Origin of the sequence: Burkholderia sp. BCC0322 (assembly GCF_902833045.1) — a bacterium.
GTDB lineage: Bacteria > Pseudomonadota > Gammaproteobacteria > Burkholderiales > Burkholderiaceae > Burkholderia.
The window spans coordinates 399,568-420,101 of the sequence record NZ_CADFDU010000005.1; the positions used below are offsets into that span (position 1 = coordinate 399,568).

The 20,534-nt window shown below is 68.2% G+C and carries 15 protein-coding genes; 8 read left to right on the plus strand and 7 right to left on the minus strand.

What is annotated here, in order from left to right:
• The 6 genes from HWX39_RS17730 to HWX39_RS17755 all read left to right on the plus strand — a co-directional run bounded on the left by HWX39_RS17730 (position 1) and on the right by HWX39_RS17755 (position 8,720).
• Positions 1-978 carry a type II secretion system F family protein gene (locus HWX39_RS17730; protein WP_175969283.1) on the plus strand — a complete coding sequence of 326 codons (978 nt, stop codon included), beginning with the start codon at positions 1-3 and terminating at the stop codon, positions 976-978.
• Positions 979-1,014: 36 nt separating this feature from the next.
• A complete protein-coding gene (locus HWX39_RS17735) occupies positions 1,015-1,977 on the plus strand; it encodes a type II secretion system F family protein (protein WP_175969284.1) in 963 nt (320 codons plus the stop codon).
• Positions 1,978-2,707: 730 nt separating this feature from the next.
• Positions 2,708-4,603 (plus strand): protease modulator HflK, encoded by a 1,896-nt coding sequence (locus HWX39_RS17740; protein ID WP_175969285.1) that lies wholly within the window; start codon positions 2,708-2,710, stop codon positions 4,601-4,603.
• A gap of 93 nt (positions 4,604-4,696) precedes the next feature.
• Positions 4,697-5,740, plus strand: coding sequence for a protease modulator HflC (locus tag HWX39_RS17745; protein WP_175969286.1), 1,044 nt, complete (start codon positions 4,697-4,699; stop codon positions 5,738-5,740).
• Positions 5,737-6,780 carry a protease modulator HflK gene (locus HWX39_RS17750; protein WP_175969287.1) on the plus strand — a complete coding sequence of 348 codons (1,044 nt, stop codon included), beginning with the start codon at positions 5,737-5,739 and terminating at the stop codon, positions 6,778-6,780. The genes HWX39_RS17745 and HWX39_RS17750 overlap by 4 nt, the downstream gene beginning before the upstream one ends.
• Complete coding sequence (locus HWX39_RS17755) at positions 6,777-8,720, plus strand: cation-translocating P-type ATPase (protein WP_175969288.1); 1,944 nt, start codon at positions 6,777-6,779, stop codon at positions 8,718-8,720. The genes HWX39_RS17750 and HWX39_RS17755 overlap by 4 nt, the downstream gene beginning before the upstream one ends.
• Before the next feature lie 24 nt (positions 8,721-8,744).
• Here HWX39_RS17755 and HWX39_RS17760 read toward each other — a convergent pair whose 3' ends face one another.
• From HWX39_RS17760 to HWX39_RS17780, 5 genes are all read right to left on the minus strand, one after another.
• Positions 8,745-9,701, minus strand: coding sequence for a transporter (locus HWX39_RS17760; protein ID WP_175969289.1), 957 nt, complete (start codon positions 9,699-9,701; stop codon positions 8,745-8,747).
• Positions 9,702-9,737: 36 nt separating this feature from the next.
• Positions 9,738-10,265: a flavin reductase family protein gene (locus HWX39_RS17765; protein WP_175969290.1), complete on the minus strand. Its 528-nt coding sequence runs from the start codon at positions 10,263-10,265 to the stop codon at positions 9,738-9,740.
• Between the two features lie 5 nt (positions 10,266-10,270).
• Positions 10,271-11,509 (minus strand): styrene monooxygenase/indole monooxygenase family protein, encoded by a 1,239-nt coding sequence (locus HWX39_RS17770; protein WP_175969291.1) that lies wholly within the window; start codon positions 11,507-11,509, stop codon positions 10,271-10,273.
• 70 nt (positions 11,510-11,579) lie between these two features.
• Positions 11,580-12,368 carry an SDR family oxidoreductase gene (locus HWX39_RS17775; protein ID WP_175969292.1) on the minus strand — a complete coding sequence of 263 codons (789 nt, stop codon included), beginning with the start codon at positions 12,366-12,368 and terminating at the stop codon, positions 11,580-11,582.
• Positions 12,369-12,408: 40 nt separating this feature from the next.
• Complete coding sequence (locus HWX39_RS17780; protein ID WP_175969293.1) at positions 12,409-13,656, minus strand: dienelactone hydrolase family protein; 1,248 nt, start codon at positions 13,654-13,656, stop codon at positions 12,409-12,411.
• 352 nt (positions 13,657-14,008) lie between these two features.
• On the opposite strand from HWX39_RS17780, the gene HWX39_RS17785 reads away from it, so the two are divergent.
• Complete coding sequence (locus tag HWX39_RS17785) at positions 14,009-15,034, plus strand: AraC family transcriptional regulator (protein WP_175969294.1); 1,026 nt, start codon at positions 14,009-14,011, stop codon at positions 15,032-15,034.
• A 31-nt stretch (positions 15,035-15,065) separates the two neighbouring features.
• On the opposite strand, the gene HWX39_RS17790 is transcribed toward HWX39_RS17785, so the two are convergent.
• Positions 15,066-16,013, minus strand: coding sequence for a mannuronate-specific alginate lyase (locus HWX39_RS17790; protein WP_244135041.1), 948 nt, complete (start codon positions 16,011-16,013; stop codon positions 15,066-15,068).
• Positions 16,014-16,459: 446 nt separating this feature from the next.
• On the opposite strand from HWX39_RS17790, the gene HWX39_RS17795 reads away from it, so the two are divergent.
• A complete protein-coding gene (locus tag HWX39_RS17795) occupies positions 16,460-18,652 on the plus strand; it encodes a TonB-dependent siderophore receptor (RefSeq protein WP_175969296.1) in 2,193 nt (730 codons plus the stop codon).
• A 21-nt stretch (positions 18,653-18,673) separates the two neighbouring features.
• Here HWX39_RS17795 and HWX39_RS17800 read toward each other — a convergent pair whose 3' ends face one another.
• Positions 18,674-19,480, minus strand: a complete 807-nt coding sequence (locus tag HWX39_RS17800) for a response regulator (protein ID WP_175969297.1) — start codon at positions 19,478-19,480, stop codon at positions 18,674-18,676.
• Between the last annotated feature and the right edge of the window lie 1,054 nt (positions 19,481-20,534).

Sequence of the window (20,534 nt, forward strand, 5' to 3'; positions counted from 1 at the left end):
ATGAACACGATCTTTTACGCCTTTTTGATTCTCACGTTCGTCGCGGTCGTGCTGGCGATCGAAGGCGCGTATCAATGGTGGAACGCGCGGCACGGCGCCGCCGCGCGCCGGATCGAGTCGCGGATTCGCGCGATGTCGGCCGGCGGCAACGTGCAGCAGGAGCGGCTGTCGATCCTGAAGAAGCGGATGCTCGACGAGTCGAAGCCGTTCGATCAGTGGCTGCTGCGCGTGCCGCGCGTGCATGCGCTCGATCTCCTGATCCAGCAATCGGGCCTCGACTGGACGCTGCCGAAGCTGATGGCGCTCAGCGCGGTGTTCGCGGCGCTCGCGTGGCTGGCGTTGAGCTTCGCCACGTTGCCGCAACTGGCCGCGCTGCCGATCGCGCTGTTTGCAGGCTGCCTGCCGACGATGTACGTGATGCGCAGCCGCAGGCGGCGCATGCGCAAGCTCGAACGGCAGTTGCCGGACATTTGCGACATGATTTCGCGCGCGCTGCGTTCCGGTCATTCGTTCACGAGCACGCTCGGGATGGTGAGCGAAGAGTTTCCCGATCCGATGGGCGGCGAGTTCCGGATCACGTTCGACGAGGTCAACTACGGCGTGTCGCTGCACGACGCGCTGATGAACTTCGCGACACGCGTGCCGGTGCAGGATCTGCGCTACTTCGTGATCGCGGTGCTGATCCAGCGCGAGACCGGCGGCAACCTGGCCGAGCTGCTCGACAGCATCTCCGCGCTGATCCGCGAGCGCTTCAAGCTGTTCGACAAGGTGCGCGTGCTGTCGGCGGAAGGGCGGCTGTCGGCGTGGATTCTCGGGCTGCTGCCGTTCGGGACCGCGGGGGCGATCGCGCTGCTCAACCGCGAGTTCCTGTCGGTGCTCTGGGAGGATCCGGCGGGGATCAGGATGATCGGCGTGATGCTGGTGTCGATGGTCTTTGGTCTGCTCTGGATCCGCCGGATTGTCCGGATTCGCGTCTGACGCGCCAATCGAATCACGAACCGTTGCGAGGCTGTCATGCCAAACCTGAGCGTAGTCCACGCCGTGATGCTGGTCGGCTTGTTCCTCTTCGTGGCCGGCGGCGTGCTCGTCGCGATGCTGCTGTTCGCGCCGCGCAATATCCAGCGCCGCATCCAGCAGGCCGGCGGCGCCGGCGTGGCCTCCGGCGACGGCGACGACATGGCGTCGCGCTGGGTCGCGAAGCTGGTGGAGCTGTCGACCCCGATCTCGAAGCTGTCGGTGCCGAAGGAGGGCTGGGAGAGTTCGCCGCTGCGCGTCCGGCTCATGAATGCCGGCTGGCGCAACCCGAGCGCGGCCGCGCTGTATTTCACCGCCAAGACGGTACTCGCGCTCGCGTTGCCGTGCGCGGCGCTGCTGGTGCTGATCACGACCCGGCTCGGGGACGAGCGCGCGATCCTGTCGGTGATCCTCGTCGTGCTGGCCGGGTTCGGCTATTACATCCCGAACATCGTGCTGTCGCAGCGGATCAAGGTGCGCCAGCAGAAGATCTTCGAGGATTTCCCGGACGCCCTCGACCTGCTTACCGTGTGCGTCGAAGCGGGGTTGGGGCTCGACGCCGCGCTGATGAAGGTGAGCGAGGAACTGCGTTTCAGCAGCGAGGTGGTCTCGAGCGAATTCGACCTGATGCTGCTCGAGATGCGCTCCGGCTTCGCGAAGGAGGCGGCGCTGCGCAATCTCGCGCTGCGTACCGGCACGGAAGACATCGAGTCGTTCTGCACGATGCTGATCCAGGCCGACCGGTTCGGCACGAGCATCAGCGAATCGCTGCGCGTGCTGTCGGACTTGCTGCGCACGCGGCGCCGTATGCGCGCGGAGGAGCGGGCCGCGAAGATCGCGCTGAAGCTGCTGTTCCCGCTGATCTTCTGCATCTTCCCGTCGCTGATGCTGGTGCTGCTCGGGCCGGCGATGATTCACGTCTATCGCGTGCTGCTGCCGACCTTCGTCGGGATGTCGCCGTGAGCGGCGAGCCGGCGTCATGCCGGGATCGGCGGGATCGTCTGAATCGTCGATAAAGGTTCTGCGTGCCGGACGGCCGCTCCCGCCGGCCGGCACGGTAACGGGCTTCATGGAAGCGCCCTCGCCAGGCGGCGCCGCGAGACAGGTCGACCATAGCGGCGTCAAGGCATCCTGGACCCATGGTCGGCCATGGAACTAGCCGTAGTCCACCGCCTGATCGGCTGCCCCCTACTGCTAACCTGAATGCCGGCGACGTTTGCCGGCATCGCGTTGTGCGCGATGACCCGGCAGTCACGGGTCGCAATCGGCGCTCCAGCGCCTCCCGAACGCAAGCGTTGCGACGACGGGATCGGCGCCGCGCGATAACCTGAACGCTGCCGGCAACGGTCCCGACGCGCCGCGTCGGCGCTTCGGGATCGACAAGGCCGCCTCTGACCCGTTGTGCAACGGCGAGCGTATCCGCATCGCGTTCGTGCCGATCTCCGGCCGCGTGCTGGAGATCGGGCCGGCTACGTAACGGCATCTGATCTGAATCCGGGAGGATTCGCGGCGCGGGCGGTGGAAGGACGCATGGCCCGCCATGCGCCGGAAAAATCCGATCCGCACGATTGTTTCGCCGGTCACGTCAATTGCATCGATACCTTGAGTTTCATCATCCAGCGCGCTACATTGCCGCTCGCAGATTTCCGCATGGACTCCTGCTCATCTTGTAATGCGTACGTAAGGAACCCCGATGGGGCAACAGGCGGAAGGCAACGACGACATTCCCGGCAACCCGACCGGCCGCGACGCGCTCGCGCCGGTCGCAGGGGCCGCCGCATTGCTGGTCGTCGCGCTCGGCACGCTGGGCGCCGTCGACGTTCTGCCCGCGGATCTGCGCTGGTGCGCGCCGCTCGCCAGCGCATGGTGCAACGTGCTCGTCGTCGCGATCGGCGTGCTGCTCGCCCACCGTGCGCGCCGCCCTCTCCCGGAAGGGACGGCCATCACGCTGATCGGCGACTGGCTGCGTAGCGCGTTCAGCCGCAAGCAGGAGCCGGAGCACGACGACAACCCGTGGCCGGCGATCGTCGCCGCGATCGACTGGCGGCCATGGGCCGTCGCCGCCGGCGGCGTGCTCTCCGTCGCGCTGGCCGCGCTCGCGTGGCAGCCGCCGTCGCCCGCGATGCTGGTGCGCGCGATGGCGGCGCCCGAACCCACGCTCGCGGCCGGCGCGGCCTGCATCGTCCTCGCCTTTCTGACGCTCGTCGCCGAGCGCCATCATGCGGCGGCGGCCAGCGGTTCGGCGGTGTCCGCGTCACTCAAGCGGGTGCTGCGCGTCGCGCTCGCCACCGCGCTCGCGGGTGCGCTCGCCGCCGCCTGGTTCGCGTTCCGGCACCGCACCGCAGACTGGCTCGTGCATGCGGTCGCGCTGCTCAATGCAGCCGTCGCCGCGGAACTGGCGCTGCGCGGCGTGCTGACGTGGTTTGCGGTGCCGCGCGGCGCCGTCGTGCCGACCAGCGCGATCGCCGGGCTGCTGAGCCGGCGCCCGTCGCCGTTCGCGTCGCTCGGCGCGGAGCTGCGCCATCGTTATGGCATCGATCTGCGGCAGAGCTGGGGCTGGCGCAGCTTCGTGCGGCTGCTGCCTGCCGCGCTCGCCGCCACCGCCGCGTGTGCATGGCTGCTCACCGCCGTCGTCGTGCTGAACCCGGAGCAGCGCGCCGTCTATGAACGGTTCGGCGCGCCGGTCGCGGTCTGGCAGCCGGGCCTGCACGTCGGTCTGCCCTGGCCGTTCGGGCGCGCGCGCATCGTCGACAACGGCGCGGTGCACCAGGTCGCGATCGCGGGCAGCGCGAATGACGGCAGCGCCGATACGTCGCCCGTGCCGGCCGACGGCCCGACCCCCGAACGCCTCGACCGTCTGTGGGATGTGCCGCACCCGTGGGAAACCACGCAGGTGATCGCCGGCGCGAACGGCGACCGCCAGAACTTCCAGATCGTCAACGCCGACGTGCGGGTCGACTACCGTCTCGGCCTGACCGATGCCGATGCGCGCGCGGCGCTCTATCGGACGATCGACCCGGAAAGCACGGTGCGCACGAGCGCCAATCGCGAACTCGTGCACTACCTCGCATCGCATACGCTCGAATCGCTGCTGGAAACGAACCAGGCCGCGATGGCCGACCAGCTGAAGCGCGCGATCCAGCAGCAGCTCGACCGGCTGCAAAGCGGGGTCGACGTGATCGCGGTCGTGATCGAGAGCGTGCATCCGCCGACCGGTGCGGCCGCCGCCTTCCACGACGTGCAGGCCGCGCAGATCCGCGCGCAGGGCAGCGTCGCGCAGGCGCGCGGCTTCGCGGCCGGCCTGCTCGGCAACGCGCAGCAGCAGGCGCTCGAACGGGTCGCGCACGCCGAGGCGCAGGCCGGCGACACGGTGTCGTCGGCGCGCGTGCAGCAGATCGATTTCGACGCCGACCTGGTCGCGTACCGGCTCGGTGGCCCCGCGTTTCCGTTCGAGTACTACCTCGACCGGCTGCAGCGTGGGTTGAGTAACGCGCGCATGACGATCATCGACGACCGGCTTGCCGACGGCACGCGGGCGACCGTCGATCTTCGCAACACCCCTGCCGGCGATCTGGCCGGCATCCATTGACATGTCTCGGCGTTATCCGCGCGGGCGGCGCAGCACGGCGGCAGGCCGTGCCGCCGCCCCGCACGCGGGCGACGCCGCACCCGGGGCGACATCGTGAGTCTGTTTCATTCGCACGCGCATGATCATGCGCACCACGGCCATGGCCATGACCACCATCATCACGCGCATCACGGTGCACCGCAGCCGCCCGGCGCGTTTCGCCTGCGCGTCGCGATCGCGCTGCTGTGCGTGCTCGTCGCGCTCGCGGTCGCAAGCTTCGTGCAGGTACGCGCCGGCGAGGCCTCGGTCGTCACGCGGTTCGGGCGGCCCGTGCGCGTGCTGCTCGAACCCGGGCTCGCGTGGCGGCTGCCTGCGCCGATCGATGCGGTGACGCCCGTCGACCTGCGCCTGCACACCACGTCGAGCGGCCTGCAGGACGTCGGCACCCGCGACGGGCTGCGCATCATCGTCGAGGCTTACGTCGCGTGGCGCGTGCCGGCCGATGCGCGCGACATCGGGCGTTTCATGCGGGCGGTCGGCAACGAGCCGGACGAAGCGGCGCGGCAGATCCGCTCGCTCGTCGGCTCCGCCTTGCAGACGACGTCGGCCGGGTACGATCTCGCGTCGCTCGTGAACACCGATCCGGCCCAGGTGAAGATCGGCGAATTCGAGGACGCGCTGCGCCGGCAGATCGACGCGCAGCTCTATGCGGCATACGGCGTGCGGGTCGCCCAGGTCGGGCTCGAGCGGCTCACGCTGCCGGCCGTCACGCTTGCCGCGACGGTCGACCGGATGAGCGCCGAACGCGAGACCGTAGCCGCGCAGCGTACCGCGGACGGCAATCGCGAGGCCGCGCAGATCCGCTCGGACGCCGAGCGCGACGCGCGCATCGCACTGGCCGACGCGAACGTGAAAGCGGCCGGCATCGAAGCGCAATCGCGCAAGGACGCGGCCGACATCTACGGCAAGAGCTATGCGGGTAACCCGCACCTGTACACGATGCTGCGTTCGCTCGACACGCTGAACGCGGTGGTCGGCACCAATACGAACCTGATCCTGCGCACCGACGCCGCGCCGTTCCGCGTGCTCGTGCAGGGCCCGGGCGACGCGTCGGGGCAGGCAGCACCCGCGCCCAACGCGCACAAGGCCAGGCGATGAGCGAACCGTCCGCACCGCCGCTCGGGCCGGGCGCGCAGGCCGTGCGCCTGTCGTTCTGGTTCGTCGCCGCGCTCGCGGTGCTCGCCGCGTGCGCGTGGGCCGGCTCGAACATCCGGCGGATTCCGGCGGACAGCCGCGCGGTCGTGATGCGCTTCGGCGCGCTCGTGCGCACCCAGGACGCCGGGCTCGTGCTCGCCTGGCCGCAGCCGTTCGAATCGGTCCTGCTCGTGCCGGGCGCCGCGCGCGTGCTCGAACAGCGGATCCGCTCGCTCGATCGCGATCCGCGGGCGCTCGCGCCGTCCGCGCAGGGTGTCGCGCGGCTGCCCGACGCGCTGGCCGGTTCCGGCTACGTGCTGACCGGCGACGGCGGCGCGGTCGCGTTGAGCGCGGTGCTCTATTACCGGGTCAGCGATCCGTACGCGTACGTGCTGCAGCGGGACCGTCTCGACGCGGCGCTCGAGCGGATCGTCTCCGCGTCGGCCGTCGAGGTCGCGGCGAGCCGCGATCTCGACGCGATCCTGGTCGCGCGCCCCGAGCAACTGGCCGCCGACCGGCAGATGGCCGCGCGTCGCGAACGCTTGCGCGGCGATCTCGCCGATGCGATCGCGCGGCACCTGCGCGCACTCGACGCGGCGCACGCGGGGCTCGGCGTCGAAGTCGCGCGCGTCGACGTGCAGCCCGCGTTTCCCGGTGCGGCCGCCGATGCGTTCAACGCGGTGCTGACGTCACTGCAGGTCGCCGAGCGGACCATCGCCGAAGCGCGCACCGCCGCCGAACAGCGGCGGCAGGACGCCCAGCAGGATGCCGACCGGATCGTCCAGGACGCGCAGGCTCACGCGGCCGAACGCGTCGCCACCGCGCAGACCGACACGCTGGAAATCCGGCAACTCGATGCGACGCTGCGCGAGAACGGCGATCCGGGGCTGCTGGCGCGGCTGTATCGCGATCGCGTGCAGCGCGTGCTGTCGAAAGCCGGGCGCGTGACGACGATCGATCCGCACGACACCTCGAACCTGATCCTGCCCGGAACCGCCCGATGAATTCGTTCGCCGAACCGGCCGTGCAGCCGGACGCCGCTCCCGCCGGCAACGCGGTCTATGCGCTGTCCTCCGACGAGCGCCGCACGATCACGCGGCAGATTGCGCTGGCGCTGCTCGCGGGCGGCCTGCTCGTGCTGTCGTTCGCGTGGCGCATGCTGTCCGACGGCGGCGACACGCTTGCGCAACTGCTCGCCGCGCTCGCGTCGCTGATCGTCGCGGGGCCGGTGTTCGCGAGCGCGTGGCACAGCCTGCGCGCGCCGAGCCTGCACGGCGTGACCGATCGCCTGATCGCGCTCGCGATGCTGGCCGCGTGGGCGATCGGCGACATGACGACGGCCGCGCTGCTGCCGATCGTGATGACGTTCGGCCATGCGCTCGAAGAGCGCAGCGTGCTCGGTTCGCAGGAAGCGATCCGCGCGCTCGGCCAGTTGACGGCCGGCCGCGTGCGCCGCATCGACGCCGACGGCAGCGTCGCCGAAGTCGCGTATGACGCGCTGCGTGCGGGCGACCGCATCGAAGTGGTGGCCGGCGCGCGCATTCCGGTCGACGGCACCGTGGTGGCGGGCACGTCGAGCGTCGACAACGGGCCGATCACCGGAGAATCGGTGCCGCACGACGTTGATTCCGGTAGCACGGTGTATGGCGGCGCGCTGAATCTCGACGGCGTGCTGCGTATCGAGGTCACCCACACCGGCAAGGATTCGACGCTCGGCAAGATCATCGCGCTGATGCAGCACGCGGAGCAGGCGAAACCGCCCGTCACGCAGGTGCTCGAGCGGCACATGGGCGCGTATCTCGCGCTCGTCCTGCTGATCGCGGCGATCGTCTGGTTCACGTCCGCGAATGCGTCGGCGATGCTCGCGGTCATCGTGGCCGCGTGCCCGTGCGCGCTGGTGCTCGCCGCGCCGTCCACGGCCATTGCCGGGATCGCGGTCGGCGCGCGGCACGGCATCCTGTTTCGCAATGCCGCGTTCCTCGACAAGATCGCCGAGGTCGATTCGCTCGTGATCGACAAGACGGGCACGCTCACCCGCGGGGAATTGCAGGTCCGGCAGGTGTGGCTGCAGCCCGGTGTCGACGGCGCGCAGGCGCGTGCGCTGGCCGCGCGGCTGGGCGAAAGCAGCGCGCACCCGGCGAGCCGGGCGCTCGTTCGCGATGCCGCCGCGTTCGGTCTCACCGGCGGCGCCGTCGCGCCGTTCGAACGCACGCGGGAATTGCGCGGGCTCGGCGTCGTCGCCGACACGCCGGACGGCACGGCCGTGCTGGGTCGTCCGGCGCTGCTGGCCGACCACGTCGGAGGTTTGCCTGCCGCCCCGGAAGGATTCGACGGGCCGCTCGTCGGCCTCGCGCTCGGCGGGCGGCTGCTCGCATGGTTCGGGTTCGCCGACACGATGAGGCCCGACGCGCGCGAAGCGCTCGCCGAGTTGCGGACACTGGGCCTGGCGCGGCAGACGCTGCTGACGGGCGACCTCGAACGCGTCGCCGGCAAAGTCGCGGCCGAGACGGGCATCGATACGGTAGTCGCGCAGGCGCTGCCGCACGACAAGCTCGACTACGTGATGCGCGAGATCGGTGCGGGCCTGCATCCGCTCGTCGTCGGCGACGGGCTGAACGACGTGCTGGCGATCAAGGCCGGCTCGACGAGCATCGCGATGGGCGAGCGCGGCGTCGACATCGCGATTGCGTCGGCCGATGTCGTGCTGCTGGGCGACGACCTGAAGCGGATTCCGACCTGCATCCGCCTTGGCCGCCAATGCCGGCGCACCGCGACCACCAACGCGGCGATCGGCCTCGCGTGGACGCTCGCGGTGATCGCGCTCGCCGCGACCGGGATGCTCGGCGCGGTGTGGGCGGCGATCCTGCACAACGTCGGCACGTTCATCGTGATCGCGAATGCAGGGCGGCTGTTGCGGATCGACGAGGACGTTCGCGGCGCGTGAGCGGACGCCAGGGTCGAACGGCCGTCACTGAAAGTGATGCACATACCGCAGCACCAGCCGCGTGCCCTGCGGCCGGTTCCGCGCATAGGTCTCGAAATAGGCGTTGAACATCAGGTGATCGTGCGGCGAGACGCTGTACATGGCCCCCGGGCCGATCGCGAACACGGCCTCCCGCGTGCCCGGCACGTCCTGCCCGTTTTCCTTCATGTCGGTGGTCTGGCGCAGCCAGTAGCCGTTGAGCCCCAGCCGCAGGCCGGGGCGCACTTCATACTCGGTCGCGAAGTTCGCGTGGATAGCCTGGCCGGCCTGCGTCGACGTCACGTCCGGGCCGAGCGACGTGGCCGGCTGGTGGTTGGTCGCGTTCCACAAGTAATGCAGCCGCCACGACACGGTCCACTTGGGCGTGAGCCACAGCGTCGCCGCCCAGTACGGATCGAACGACCAGAAATGGCTGCCGGGATTGATCGCGCGCGACGGGTCGTACGCGCCGGTCGGCGCGATGAACTGGAATTCGACGCGCTGCGCGAAGCGCGGGCCTTGCGCGCCCATCACCGGGTCGAACTGGATGAACGGGCCGATCAGCAGGTCGCCGAAGCCCGCACGCGCATTCAGCGCGACATGGCCGATGCCGTCGTCGGTTCGCGCGGACGCGATCCACGGCAGGATCACGTCGAGTCCGGGATGCATGCCCGCGAATGTCAGCGGCGACTGATAGACGAGCTGGCTGAGCCCCGCGAACAGGTCGATGTCCTGCTTCGGCAGCCCGACCTTGTTGCCCGCGTTGTCGTTGACGCGGCTGGCCGTGTGGGCCTGCAGGTACTGCGTGCCGTACCAGCCGGAGCCGGCCGGCGGCATCCCGTCGAGGAAGCTGGTCATGCCGAGGTTGACCGCCGGCAGGTCGGCTGCGCCGGCAGGCGCGCCGGCGGACATGCCGGCGATCGTGAGGCCTGCGACGACGAGTACGCGAGAGCCGAATTTCATGTTCACCACCTCCTGGGTATTTATTTGTATAACTAATCAAACGGCGCGAAAAAGATCGGGGTGGTCGGCGATCGCGCGATACTGGCCCGCATGGAACACCAGCGGCGCACGGCCGAACGCGTCGAACTGCTCGATCTGGCCGATGAAGAGCAGGTGATCGCCGCCTTCGTAATGACCGACGTTGCGGCACACGAAGCGCGCGCTTGCGCCGTCGAGGCAGGGCACGCCGCCGGTTTCCGAATCCACGTGAAGCACGCCGTCGAACTTGTCGGCGCAGGGCGTCGCGAAACGGCGTGACAGGGCTATCTGGTCGTGCGCGAGGATGTTGATCGCGAAATGGGTGGCCGCGACGAAATCCGGGCGGCTCGGCGCGACCTTGCGCAGGCTCCACAGCACGAGCGGCGGATCGAGCGACAGCGACGAGAACGAATTGGCGGTGAGGCCCACCTTGCGTCCGTCGGCCGCGCACGTGGTGATCACGGTCACGCCGGTCGGGAATTGCCCGAACGCGGCGCGCAACTGCATCGGGTCGAGGGCCGGGCGATCGGTAGCGGTCGTTTCCATGCCGGTTACTCCACGCGTGCGCCGTGTTCGCGGATCATCGCCGCGCAGGCCGACGGCTCGAACCACCACGGCGAGAACCGGCGCGGATCGTCGAAGCCGTCGACGATCGCCGCAGCGAGCGAAGGAAGCTGGCCGGCCGCGCCGAGCAGTTCGAGGATGTGCGGCGGCGGCGGCGTGAGCAGCGAGTTGGTCCAGCGCACGACGTGCTGCGCATAGGCCCAGTAGCCTTCGAACGTCTGCTGCATCCAGTCTTCGCCGAACGGTGCGGCATCGCGCGCGACGATCGCGTCGAAATAGGCCTTCGCGCATTTCGCGGCGTTGTTCGATCCCTGGCCGGTGATCGGATCGTTGACGACCACCGCATCGGCCATCCCGAACACCGTCCGGCCCGACGGCAGACGGAAGAACGGCTTGCGCACCGTCGGCGCGAAGCGCCCGGCCAGCGTGCCGTTCGGATCGGTGAGCTCGACGTCGCGGCAGCGTTCGAATTCCCACGGCACGTACTGCTGCAGGAACGACAGGCTCCGGTCGAGATGCTGCTCGGGCGTCTTGACGTCGGCCCAGCAGTCGAGCGGGCCGCCCGGAATGCCTTCGAACACCATGATTTCGCACGGGCCCGTCGTGGTCAGCGCGGGGAACACGAAGTACTCGCCGATGCCGGGCAGCAGGTTGAAGCGCACGCGCGAATACGGCTGGCTCGGCGTCATCCCTTTCACGTAGGTGAGGGCCAGCGCGCGTTGCGGGCGGTCGAACGCGCTGCGCACGTCGTCGCGGCCGAGCAGGTTGACGATCTCGCCCTTGCCGGCCGCGAGCAGCACGAGGTCGTGGCTGCGCGCCAGTGCCTCGAGTTCGGGTACGCCGATGTCGTCAATGCGCACGTCCGCGCCGCGGCGCCGCACGCCGTCGAGCCAGTCGGCCATTTTCACGCGCTGGTCGACCGACTGCGCGTAGCGGGTCAGCCGCGATGACCAGTCGATCACCTTGCGGCCGTTGCCGTCCGGATGCGGCACCGCGACGCCGATCCCTTCGATGGACGGGCACGATTCCTCCCACGTGTTCAGGCCGAGGTCGCGCTCGATCTGCAATGACGTGTGGAACATGCACTGGCTCGACATGACCTTGCCGGTGCGGATCTGTTCGGCATCGCGGTTGGTCGCGAGCGTGACGTGGTAGCCCTGCTCGAGCAGGGCGAAGGCGAGTTGCAGGCCGGACTGGCCGGCGCCGACGATGGCGATGCGTCTCATGGATCTGTCCTCGGTTGGCCGGATGCCGGCCGGAATCGTGTTGATGAAGGGAAGCGGCGGTGAGGCGCGCTCACTCCGCCAGGCGCGGAATGGCCGGTACCGCCTGTTCGGGGCCCATCGCGGCATAGCCGCCGTCCACCGCGTAGTCGGCGCCCGTCACGAAGCTCGCTGCGTCACTGCACAGGAACGTCACGACCTGCGCGACCTCGGACGGATCGCCGACGCGGCCGAGCAGGTGGAACGGCGCGGCGACGCGATCGGTCTTTGCACGGTCGCCGTGCGTCAACTCGTCCATCACGCGCGACCACGTCCAGCCCGGCGACACGGAGTTGACGCGAATGCGGTCGGGTGCAAGATCCATCGCCATGCTGCGCGTGAGCTGGCGGATCGCCGCCTTGGACGTCGGGTACAGCCAGCGGCCGGTTTGCGCGCACTGGGCCGAGATCGAGCTGAAGTTCACGATCGCGCCGCCGCCGCGCCGGACCATGTGCGGATGCACGGCCTTGGCGAGCATCGCGGCCGATACGACGTTGACGTCCATCGCGGCGAGCCAGTCGTTGCGGGTCGCCTGGATGCCATTGTCGACGTAGCTGCACGCGAGGTTGACGAGCACGTCGATCGCACCGAACCGGTCGGCGATGGCCGATATCGCACGCTCGATCGCGCGATCGTCGGTGATGTCGAGCGCGACGAACATCGCCCGTTCGCCGAGCGAGGCGGCCGCGCGCGCGCCGTTCTCGGCATCGAGATCGAGGATCGCGACGCACGCACCGGCGCGGCTCAGGTCCTGCGCGACCGCGGCGCCGATCAGCGTGGCGCCGCCGGTGACGATCGCGACTTTGCCAGCAAGGGCAGTCATGGGGTGTCTCCGGAAATCGTTGAGTGAGGGAGGGGCCGCGTCAATGCGCGCCCGTCGACGGCCCGCTGTCCTGCCAGCGGCGCATCAGGCCGTTCGACGGCACGGTTTCGTCGAGCAGCTTGCGGGCCGTCTCGACGCCCGCGACCGGCAGGCCCGCCGGATCGAGCAGGCCGATCTGCACGAGCACGCTTGCCTGGTCCCAGTAGATATGCTCGTGATAAAGCTTGTCGCCGCGGAATTTGACGATCGCGACGAGCGGAATCTCGACGCGCTTGCCGGTCGGCGCGACGCCCGGCAACATCCAGTCGATCTCGGTGGTGTGCGTGAAGCAGAACAGCAGCTCGTCGACGATCTGGCTCGCGCCGATCGTGCGCGAGATCGGCGTGATCGTCGTGTCCGGCGGATTGGCATGCACGAAATGATGCGTGTAGAAGCGCTTGAGCTCGTCGTGGCCGACGCCGCCCGTCAGCGTGGGAATATGGTTGACGTACGGCTCGGCAACCATCGTCGCCATCGTTGCATCGACGTTGCGCGTGTCGAATTCGTGTTTGAGGTGCGCTTCCCACAGTGTGGACAGGTCGTAGCGCGGGCCGAGCGCGGCGCGGAACGCGGTGATCGCGCGCTGGTGGGCCATGACTGCGGCGGCCTTGTCGAAATGATCGCCGCCGACGCGCGCGAACGCGTGATCGACGCCCGGATACGCATGCACTTCGACGCCGTCGCGCCCGGCGAGCGCGTCGGCAATGCGCTGCTGCGCGTCGGGCGGGCAGAAGCGGTCCTGCCCGGCGATCTGCAGCACGAGCCGGCCGTGCAGGTGCGACGCCTCGTCGAGCGCCTGCTCGATGCCCACGCCGTAGTAGCTGACCGCCGCGGCCACGCCCGGCAGCCGGCACGCGGCGAGATACGCGAGCTTGCCGCCGAGGCAGTAGCCGAGCACGCCGGTTTCGCCCGTGCATTCCGGCAACTGCCTGAGCACCCCGAGCGCGGCGCCGACGTCCTCGACGCCCTTGTTCTCGTCGTATTCGCGGTACAGGGCCATCGCGCGTTCGACATCGGCCGCGGCATAACCGAGTTCGGTTCCCGGCGCCTGACGCCAGAACAGGTCGGGCACGAGCACCGTATAGCCTTCCTCCGCGTAGTAGTCGGCGGCTTCCCGCATCGTCGCGTTCGCGCCGAAGATCTCGTGGCACAGCACGATGCCGGGCCCCTTGCCGGCGGCCGGCGTGCTCAGGTACGCGCGAAACGTGCCGCCGTCCGGCGACGGAATCTCGATGTGACGTCCTTGCATGTGTCCCTCCATAGGGTTCATCTCGGTGACAAGCCCAGTATTGGCGGACGAAATGGGCGTTTCTATCCGCTTTCTTCGGCCGGTATCCGCGAATTCCGGAAACCTGTGGCACCGGCCGCCGCGCGTGGGCCGGCGCGCGGCTGACTGCGGGTATGTGCGGATGCGGAAGCCCCGCACAGTTTTCTACGATGCGCGAACGGTCCGCTTCTTGCGTTGTTTGCGCGGGACTTGCGTGCTTTGGCGACCGGACTGTCCGGATACTCCGGGCGCTATCCGGATCGTGCGGCGGATGCCCCCATATCGGGAACGCATGCACGACGCGAGTGCAATCGAGCATGACGGGAGAACATCGATGGCGCAATTTTCCGGAACAGGCTGGCTGGCCGACACCGCCTGTTTCAATCACGACAACCTGATGCTGCAGTCGAACGACGTGGACGAGGTTCGCACCCGCGTCGCCGACGTATTCAAGCCGCACCGGCTCACGCCGACCGGCGAATCGCGTGCGCTGCACAGCTGCATGCATCACGCGCGCTGGGGCAACCTGTCGTTGAACCTGCTCGATTATGGCGGTGGCGTGAGCATCGAGCCGGGGCCGCTCGAGCACTTCTTCCTGTTGCAGATCCCGCTGCGCGGCGACGCGGAAATCGAGTGCGGCTCGGCGCGTTTCGTGTCGTCGCCGGGCACCGCATCGCTGATCTCGCCGACGCTGTCGCTGAAGATGCGCTGGGGCGACGCGTGCCCGCAAGTGATCCTGCGCATCGAGCGCGAAGTGATGGAGCGCCACGCCCGGCGGCATTTCGGCGACGACCGCCACGCGCCGGTCGAATTCGAGCCGGAATTCAGCCTGTCATCGTCGCAGGGGACGTGTCTGACGCAGATGCTGCCGATCCTCGCGGGCGCGATCGCGACGGATGCGCATCCGCTGCGGCACCCGCTCGCCTTCGAGCAGCTCGAATCGACGCTGCTCAACCTGCTGCTGCACGGCCACCCGAACAGCGCGCGCAACGGCACGCGACACCTGCCGGTGGCGCTGGCACCGTTCTACGTGCGGCGCGTCGAGGACTACATCCGCGCCCATCTCGACGAGCCGCTGACGATCGAGCGGCTCGCCGAACTGGCCGGCGTCAGCCCGAGCACGCTGTTCGCCGGCTTTCGCCAACGCCACGGCATCACGCCGATGGGCTTCGTGCGGCAGATGCGGCTGCAACGTGTGCGCGAGGCGTTGCTGGCCGACGAGTCGCCGGGGCTCGCATCGGTGACGGACATCGCGCTGAAATGGGGCTTCGCGCACCTCGGGCGGTTCGCGATCGAGTACAAGCGCGCGTTCGGCGAGTCGCCGTCGGCGACGCTCAGGATGCGGCGCGTGCGCGCCTAGCGGCGCGCGCGGCAACCCACTCGCGGATCGTCTACGGCAGCGGCACGCCCCAGGCTGCCGTCACGTTTCCGCCGAGCCGCCATTCGGTGAACGGGCGGCGCGACGCGATGATCGCCGGCAGCCGCGCGTCGTGAAAACGCGCGTAGTACGGCTCGACCCAGCTCAGTTCATCGCGGAACGTCCACGGAAACAGGTCCTGTTTGACCGGCGTGATGGCCGTGAAGCTGGCGGGATCATCGACCGCATGGATGACGAGGTTCGCCAGGCGCCCGATCGCGCCGTCGTTTTCCCGATAGAGATCGATATGGCGCCGCTGCACGAGTTCCGCAGCGAACACGAGCGGGAGCAGCGCGAACGTGTGATAGTGCAGCGCGCGGTTGCCGCGTTTGACTTCGCGCGCGAGCGCCCCGTCGGGGCCGATGTCGCGGATGCCCTCGCGTACCCGCAGCAGCCCCGAGTCGACGAGGCTCGAGTTGCCGGTCACGGTGCCGATGGCGATCAGGTCGAGCCCGGCCCAGTACACGAGGTTGTTGTGCAAATGATTGATCGCCTCCGCATCGCGGGTGGCGATCGCGATGCGTTCGAGCCACGGATCGATCGCGTCGAACCGCGCGCGGTTCGCGTCGTGCACGTCGCGCGGCATGCGCAGGATCACCATCGCGAAGTCGGTGCCGGCCCACGAACGCTCGTAGTAGCCCTGATAACCGGTGATTCGGCCCATCAGGGCATCAGCGCGCGCCCAGCTTTCCAGCAGGCTGGCTGCGCACGACCAGTCCCCCTTGTCAGCCGACGCATTGAGCCGGGCAATGAAATCGCGCATCGGCTTCACGGCGCGCGCATAGCCGGCGGCGTCGTCATAGTAGCCGGGCGGATCGATCGTCGTGACGGCTGCCGGGATGTCGCAGGCGCGGGCCGGCGACACGGCGGCGAAGAGCAAGCCCACGACGAGCAACGCAGCGGACAGCGGTCGGGTCGGCATGCGGCGCATAGCGTCCTCGGTGATGACGGTGGTGTGACAAACAGGGAAGCCGCCCCTCGGCCTGACGACCCCGCGACGTCGGACGCGTGCGGCCGGCAAGATGCGGCGAAGCCCGGTGACGCGCGCAGGGCCGTGCAACCTGCAGTCACTCCGGCGGCGCACGTAGTCTAGCGTCCGCGTCTTTCATCCGGCTTGCCTGGCGAAAGCCGTACGGAACGATGCCGAACCGGCTCCGTTTTCCACGCACCGAACCCCGACGCACTTTTTTAAAGACTGCGTTATGTTCGCCCGGTATCATCGCTGCGCTCGCGACCGACGCCATGGGCCAGTGCATGCCGACTCGCGCGCAACCAGCATCGCAAAGAAGACAACACAGGGCGGACGCCGACGGTGCGTCGCGCCGCGATCAGGCCGAATCGGCCGCCAGCACGACGGAGCACGGAACGATGGTAACGGGGACGGGTGCGGCGCGACGCGCGAGAGCGATCGCTGCCGGGAGCGCGTTGTATGTGGCGGCAGCGGGCGGCGCACACGCGCAGGCATCGGGGGCGGCAGCCACGCCGCCGGCCGGCGCGGCTGCGGCCATGCTGCCGACAATCGACGTGACGGGAAAGGCTGGCGGCGCGTCGAGCGGGCTCGTCGGGCTGCGCACCACGACCGGCACGAAGACCGACACGCCGGTGGCCGAGATCCCGCAGACGATCAATCTCGTGACCGCGCAGCAGATCGAGATGACCGGCGCGACCGACCTGAACCAGGCGCTGCGCTACGTGCCGGGATTCGCGACCTTCGGCGCCGACAGCCGCACCGACTGGTATGCGGCGCTGCGCGGCTTCACGCCGACGCTGTATGTCGACGGCGTGGCCGCGCCGAATACGGCCATCATCGCGAACTGGCGTGTCGACCCCGACACGATCGATTCGATCGCCGTGCTGCGCGGGCCGACGTCGGTGCTGTACGGCGCAGGCGAGCCCGGCGCGATCGTCGACGTACACACGAAGCTCGCCGACGGCGAACGCGTCCGCGAAGCCGGCGTGCAGATCGGCAACGACGCGCGCAAGCAATTCGCGCTCGATGTCGGCGATGCGCTCGACCCGGACGGCCGCTATGCGTACCGCTTCGTCGGGGTGGCGCGCGACGGCAATGCGGTAACCGGCCCGAACGGCAACCGGCGCGTCGCGCTGGCGCCGTCGTTCCGCTGGCGGCCGAGCGCCGATACGTCGCTGACGCTCTCGGCGACGTTCCTGCAGGACAGCGGCGATATTTCGTCGAATTTCCTGCCCGCGTCGGGCACGGTGTTGCCGAACCCGAACGGCCGTCTGTCGCAGGACATCTACATGGGCGCCCCCGGGTTCAACGACTACCGGAAGAAGCAGGGGTCGCTCGGCTATGCGCTGGAGCACCGCGTGAATGCCATCTGGTCGCTGCATCAGGACGTGCGCTGGTTGCACCTGTCGCTCGACGACGCGACGGTGTTCGGCAACGGCTTCGTGCCCCGCAGCACTACCGACATGATGCGTTTCGCGGGGCTGTTCCAGCTCAACTACAGCCGGCTCGATCTCGACAACCACGCGCAGGCGCGCTTCGGCACGGGGCCGTTCGAACATACGCTGCTGCTCGGCGCGCAATATGACCGGCAGACGACGACCAACAGCGTGTGGCTCGCGCTCGCGCCGTCGCTCAACCTGTACCACCCCGTCTACCGGCCCGTCACGGACGCGATTTTCTCCGGCCCGACGTCGCTTGGCCACGTCGACCAGTACACGGCGATGAACGCGTTCGGTGTGTACGCGCAGGACCAGATCCGCTGGAAGCGCTGGACGTTGACGCTCGGCGGCCGCGAGGATTTCGTCAATGAGCGGTTCGACGACCGGACGACCGGCACTCAGGCGCAGCAGGACGTCAGTGCGTTCTCCGGGCGCGTCGGGCTCACCTATCAGGGTGACGCGGGGCTGTCGCCGTACGTGAGCTATTCGACGTCGTTCGATCCCGTCATCGGCGTGAGGATGTTTGGCGGCGGCTTGCCTAAGCCGACCCGCGGCAAGCAGACGGAAGCGGGGCTGCGCTGGCAGCCACCCGGCAGGAACCTGATGCTGAGCGCGGCCGTCTACCGGATCGACCAGACCAGCGTCGTGACGCCGACGCCGGCGAGTCTCGACCCGACCGGCACGACGTCGGTGCAGACCGGCAAGGTGCGCTCGCGCGGGATCGAGCTGAGCGCGCTCGGCAAGGTCACCCGCGAGTTGTCGGTGGTCGCGTCGTATGTGTATCAGGACGTCAAGAACGTGCAGGCGAACGACGCATCGCTGAACCACTGGCCGGTGGCCGTGCCGCTGCCGCGGCAGATGGCGTCGATGTGGGCCGACTGGACCTGGCGTACGGGTGCCCTGGCGGGCCTCGGGATCGGCGGCGGCGTGCGCTACCAGAGCGCATCGGCCGGCGCGCCCGACAATTCGTTGACCGTGCCGAGCGTGACGCTGGTGGACCTGGCCCTGCACTACGAGATGCCGCGCTGGCGGTTCGCGCTGAACGTCGCGAACCTGTTCGACCGGCGCTATGTCAGCGGCTGCCAGTCGTACGCCGTCTGCGTGTTCGGCAACGAGCGGACCGTGCTGGCCACCGCGAAAACCACCTGGTAATCGCGAACGCGCGGAACGGTCCTACGCGTCGCGTTGGGGCTCCCGACGCGCGGTGCGCTCGCCGGCATGACGCTGGCGTCGCCACTCGGTCGGCGTGAGGCCGAACCGTTCGCGGAATGCGGTCGCGAAATTCGCCGGCGTGGAAAAACCGATTTCCTTCGCGATGCTGGCAATGCTGAGCGACGTCGAGTCCAGCAGATCCTGCGCGATCCGCAGCCGCTCGTGCCGCAGATACTCGAACACCGTCTGGCCGAGATTGTCGCGAAACGCACGTGACAGCCGCTTTTCGTGGGTGCCGACCGCGCGTGCCAGTTGCTCCACCGTCGGCGGATCGTTCAGCGTCCGTGCCAGGTGGCGGATGGCCGCGCGCACGATGATGTCGTCGTCCTTGCCGGCCACGAACGGGCTTGCCGTGTCGACCGGCCGCTCGCGCTTCTCCCGTGCGAGCTGCACGCGAATCCGCGCGAGCACTTCGGCGGGCTCGAACGGCTTGACCACATAGTCGACGCAGCCGATTTCGAACCCTTCGAGGCGTTCGTGCAACGCGCCGGCCACGGTCAGGAAGATCACCGGAATCGCACACGTCAGCGGATCGGCGGCAAGCAGCCGGCAAGCGGTGAAACCGTCCATCCGCGGCATGCGGACATCCATCAGGATCAGGTCGGGCATGAGCGCCTGCGCACGCTGGCACGCTTGCAGCCCGTCGGATGCAATGCTGATCCGGCACCCCGTGCCGCGCAGGATGTCGATCAGCAAGCGAAGCTGGTCGGGCTGATCGTCGACGATCAGGAGATGGGCGTCGCCCAATGCGGAGATCGATGGATGCATCGTGCACCTGTTCTGGAATGGCTGCTGGCTGCGTTCCTGCGGGTGGCCGGCCCGGTTCGGATAGTCGTCGGAAGCCGCTCTATGGCGACGCACAAACGCATCGATATTCGGATTTCGCCCAGCTACGCGACAGACATCCGGTCGGCGTAATGCCCGGCATGGCTTGTTTTGATCACGGATCCGGGAAAGGCGCGGAGCGTTGCCGTCGTCGCGTGACGAATAGGGCGCGGCTGCCGGTACCGATGCGAGGCGAATTGTAGGGGCATATTTAGATTCCTGCCAGAAGCATTGACTCTATTCGCTTCATTCCGATTTTGGGAATCTTCAGCGTGTATTGTGGTTTGCATTCGCGGTTTGGCATGCGGAAGCCTGTCCATTTCCGCCATTTTCATTCCCGTCGTCGTGACCAGTCGCGCCGTGCGGTGGCTTTTCGGCGGAAATTTGCTGCCGGAAATTATCGTTAATCCGCTTCAGCAAAGTATTTATGCGCCAGAAAAAACATCCTGATTAATTTTGGCGGAGAGAAATCGTTTGCGAGATGAGCGTTTTTAACGTAACGCATTGAATATATTGAATTTTACAATCTATAAAGAATGTCACCTTCAATAATTTTAGATCGTGTCTCATAATTCGTCCGAACTTTGAAAGCAGGGTTGCACCGAGCAGCACGAGGCACGGTGGGTTGTGACGGATGTTGTGCGATTCGGGTCCGAGGCATCAATCGATGTGTATCCGGACGCAAGTCCGTCGCGCACAAGTGAAAATCCGGTTGCCGTAGATGAAATAAAAGAAGCGGGGTTGGTCGCGGTCGACGCGACATCAAATCAGGGGTGTTCATAACGACGGGTTGAATCTCCGGATTCAGTCGATGGACGAATTCGTCCATATAAAACGATATGCATTCCTAATGCATTGCCTGGATTAACGGAACGGGCCGTAACACGAACGGCGTGCCCGGGCTTTCGAACGTCCCGTCGCGACGGGCGGACGAGGCGTGTCGCCTTCGGCACGCCCGGGCCGGGCATGGGAGCCGGGTTCCGCACTGAAGTCGCAA

Bases quoted from the DNA above. Each gene is read 5' to 3' on its own strand.
- HWX39_RS17800 (WP_175969297.1), bottom strand. From the start codon at position 19,480: ATGCATCCATCGATCTCCGCATTGGGCGACGCCCATCTCCTGATCGTC.
- HWX39_RS17770 (WP_175969291.1), bottom strand. From the start codon at position 11,509: ATGAGACGCATCGCCATCGTCGGCGCCGGCCAGTCCGGCCTGCAACTC.
- HWX39_RS17780 (WP_175969293.1), bottom strand. From the start codon at position 13,656: ATGCAAGGACGTCACATCGAGATTCCGTCGCCGGACGGCGGCACGTTT.
- HWX39_RS17730 (WP_175969283.1), top strand. From the start codon at position 1: ATGAACACGATCTTTTACGCCTTTTTGATTCTCACGTTCGTCGCGGTC.
- HWX39_RS17740 (WP_175969285.1), top strand. From the start codon at position 2,708: ATGGGGCAACAGGCGGAAGGCAACGACGACATTCCCGGCAACCCGACC.
- HWX39_RS17785 (WP_175969294.1), top strand. From the start codon at position 14,009: ATGGCGCAATTTTCCGGAACAGGCTGGCTGGCCGACACCGCCTGTTTC.
- HWX39_RS17775 (WP_175969292.1), bottom strand. From the start codon at position 12,368: ATGACTGCCCTTGCTGGCAAAGTCGCGATCGTCACCGGCGGCGCCACG.
- HWX39_RS17750 (WP_175969287.1), top strand. From the start codon at position 5,737: ATGAGCGAACCGTCCGCACCGCCGCTCGGGCCGGGCGCGCAGGCCGTG.
- HWX39_RS17765 (WP_175969290.1), bottom strand. From the start codon at position 10,265: ATGGAAACGACCGCTACCGATCGCCCGGCCCTCGACCCGATGCAGTTG.
- HWX39_RS17735 (WP_175969284.1), top strand. From the start codon at position 1,015: ATGCCAAACCTGAGCGTAGTCCACGCCGTGATGCTGGTCGGCTTGTTC.
- HWX39_RS17760 (WP_175969289.1), bottom strand. From the start codon at position 9,701: ATGAAATTCGGCTCTCGCGTACTCGTCGTCGCAGGCCTCACGATCGCC.
- HWX39_RS17795 (WP_175969296.1), top strand. From the start codon at position 16,460: ATGGTAACGGGGACGGGTGCGGCGCGACGCGCGAGAGCGATCGCTGCC.
- HWX39_RS17755 (WP_175969288.1), top strand. From the start codon at position 6,777: ATGAATTCGTTCGCCGAACCGGCCGTGCAGCCGGACGCCGCTCCCGCC.
- HWX39_RS17790 (WP_244135041.1), bottom strand. From the start codon at position 16,013: ATGCCGACCCGACCGCTGTCCGCTGCGTTGCTCGTCGTGGGCTTGCTC.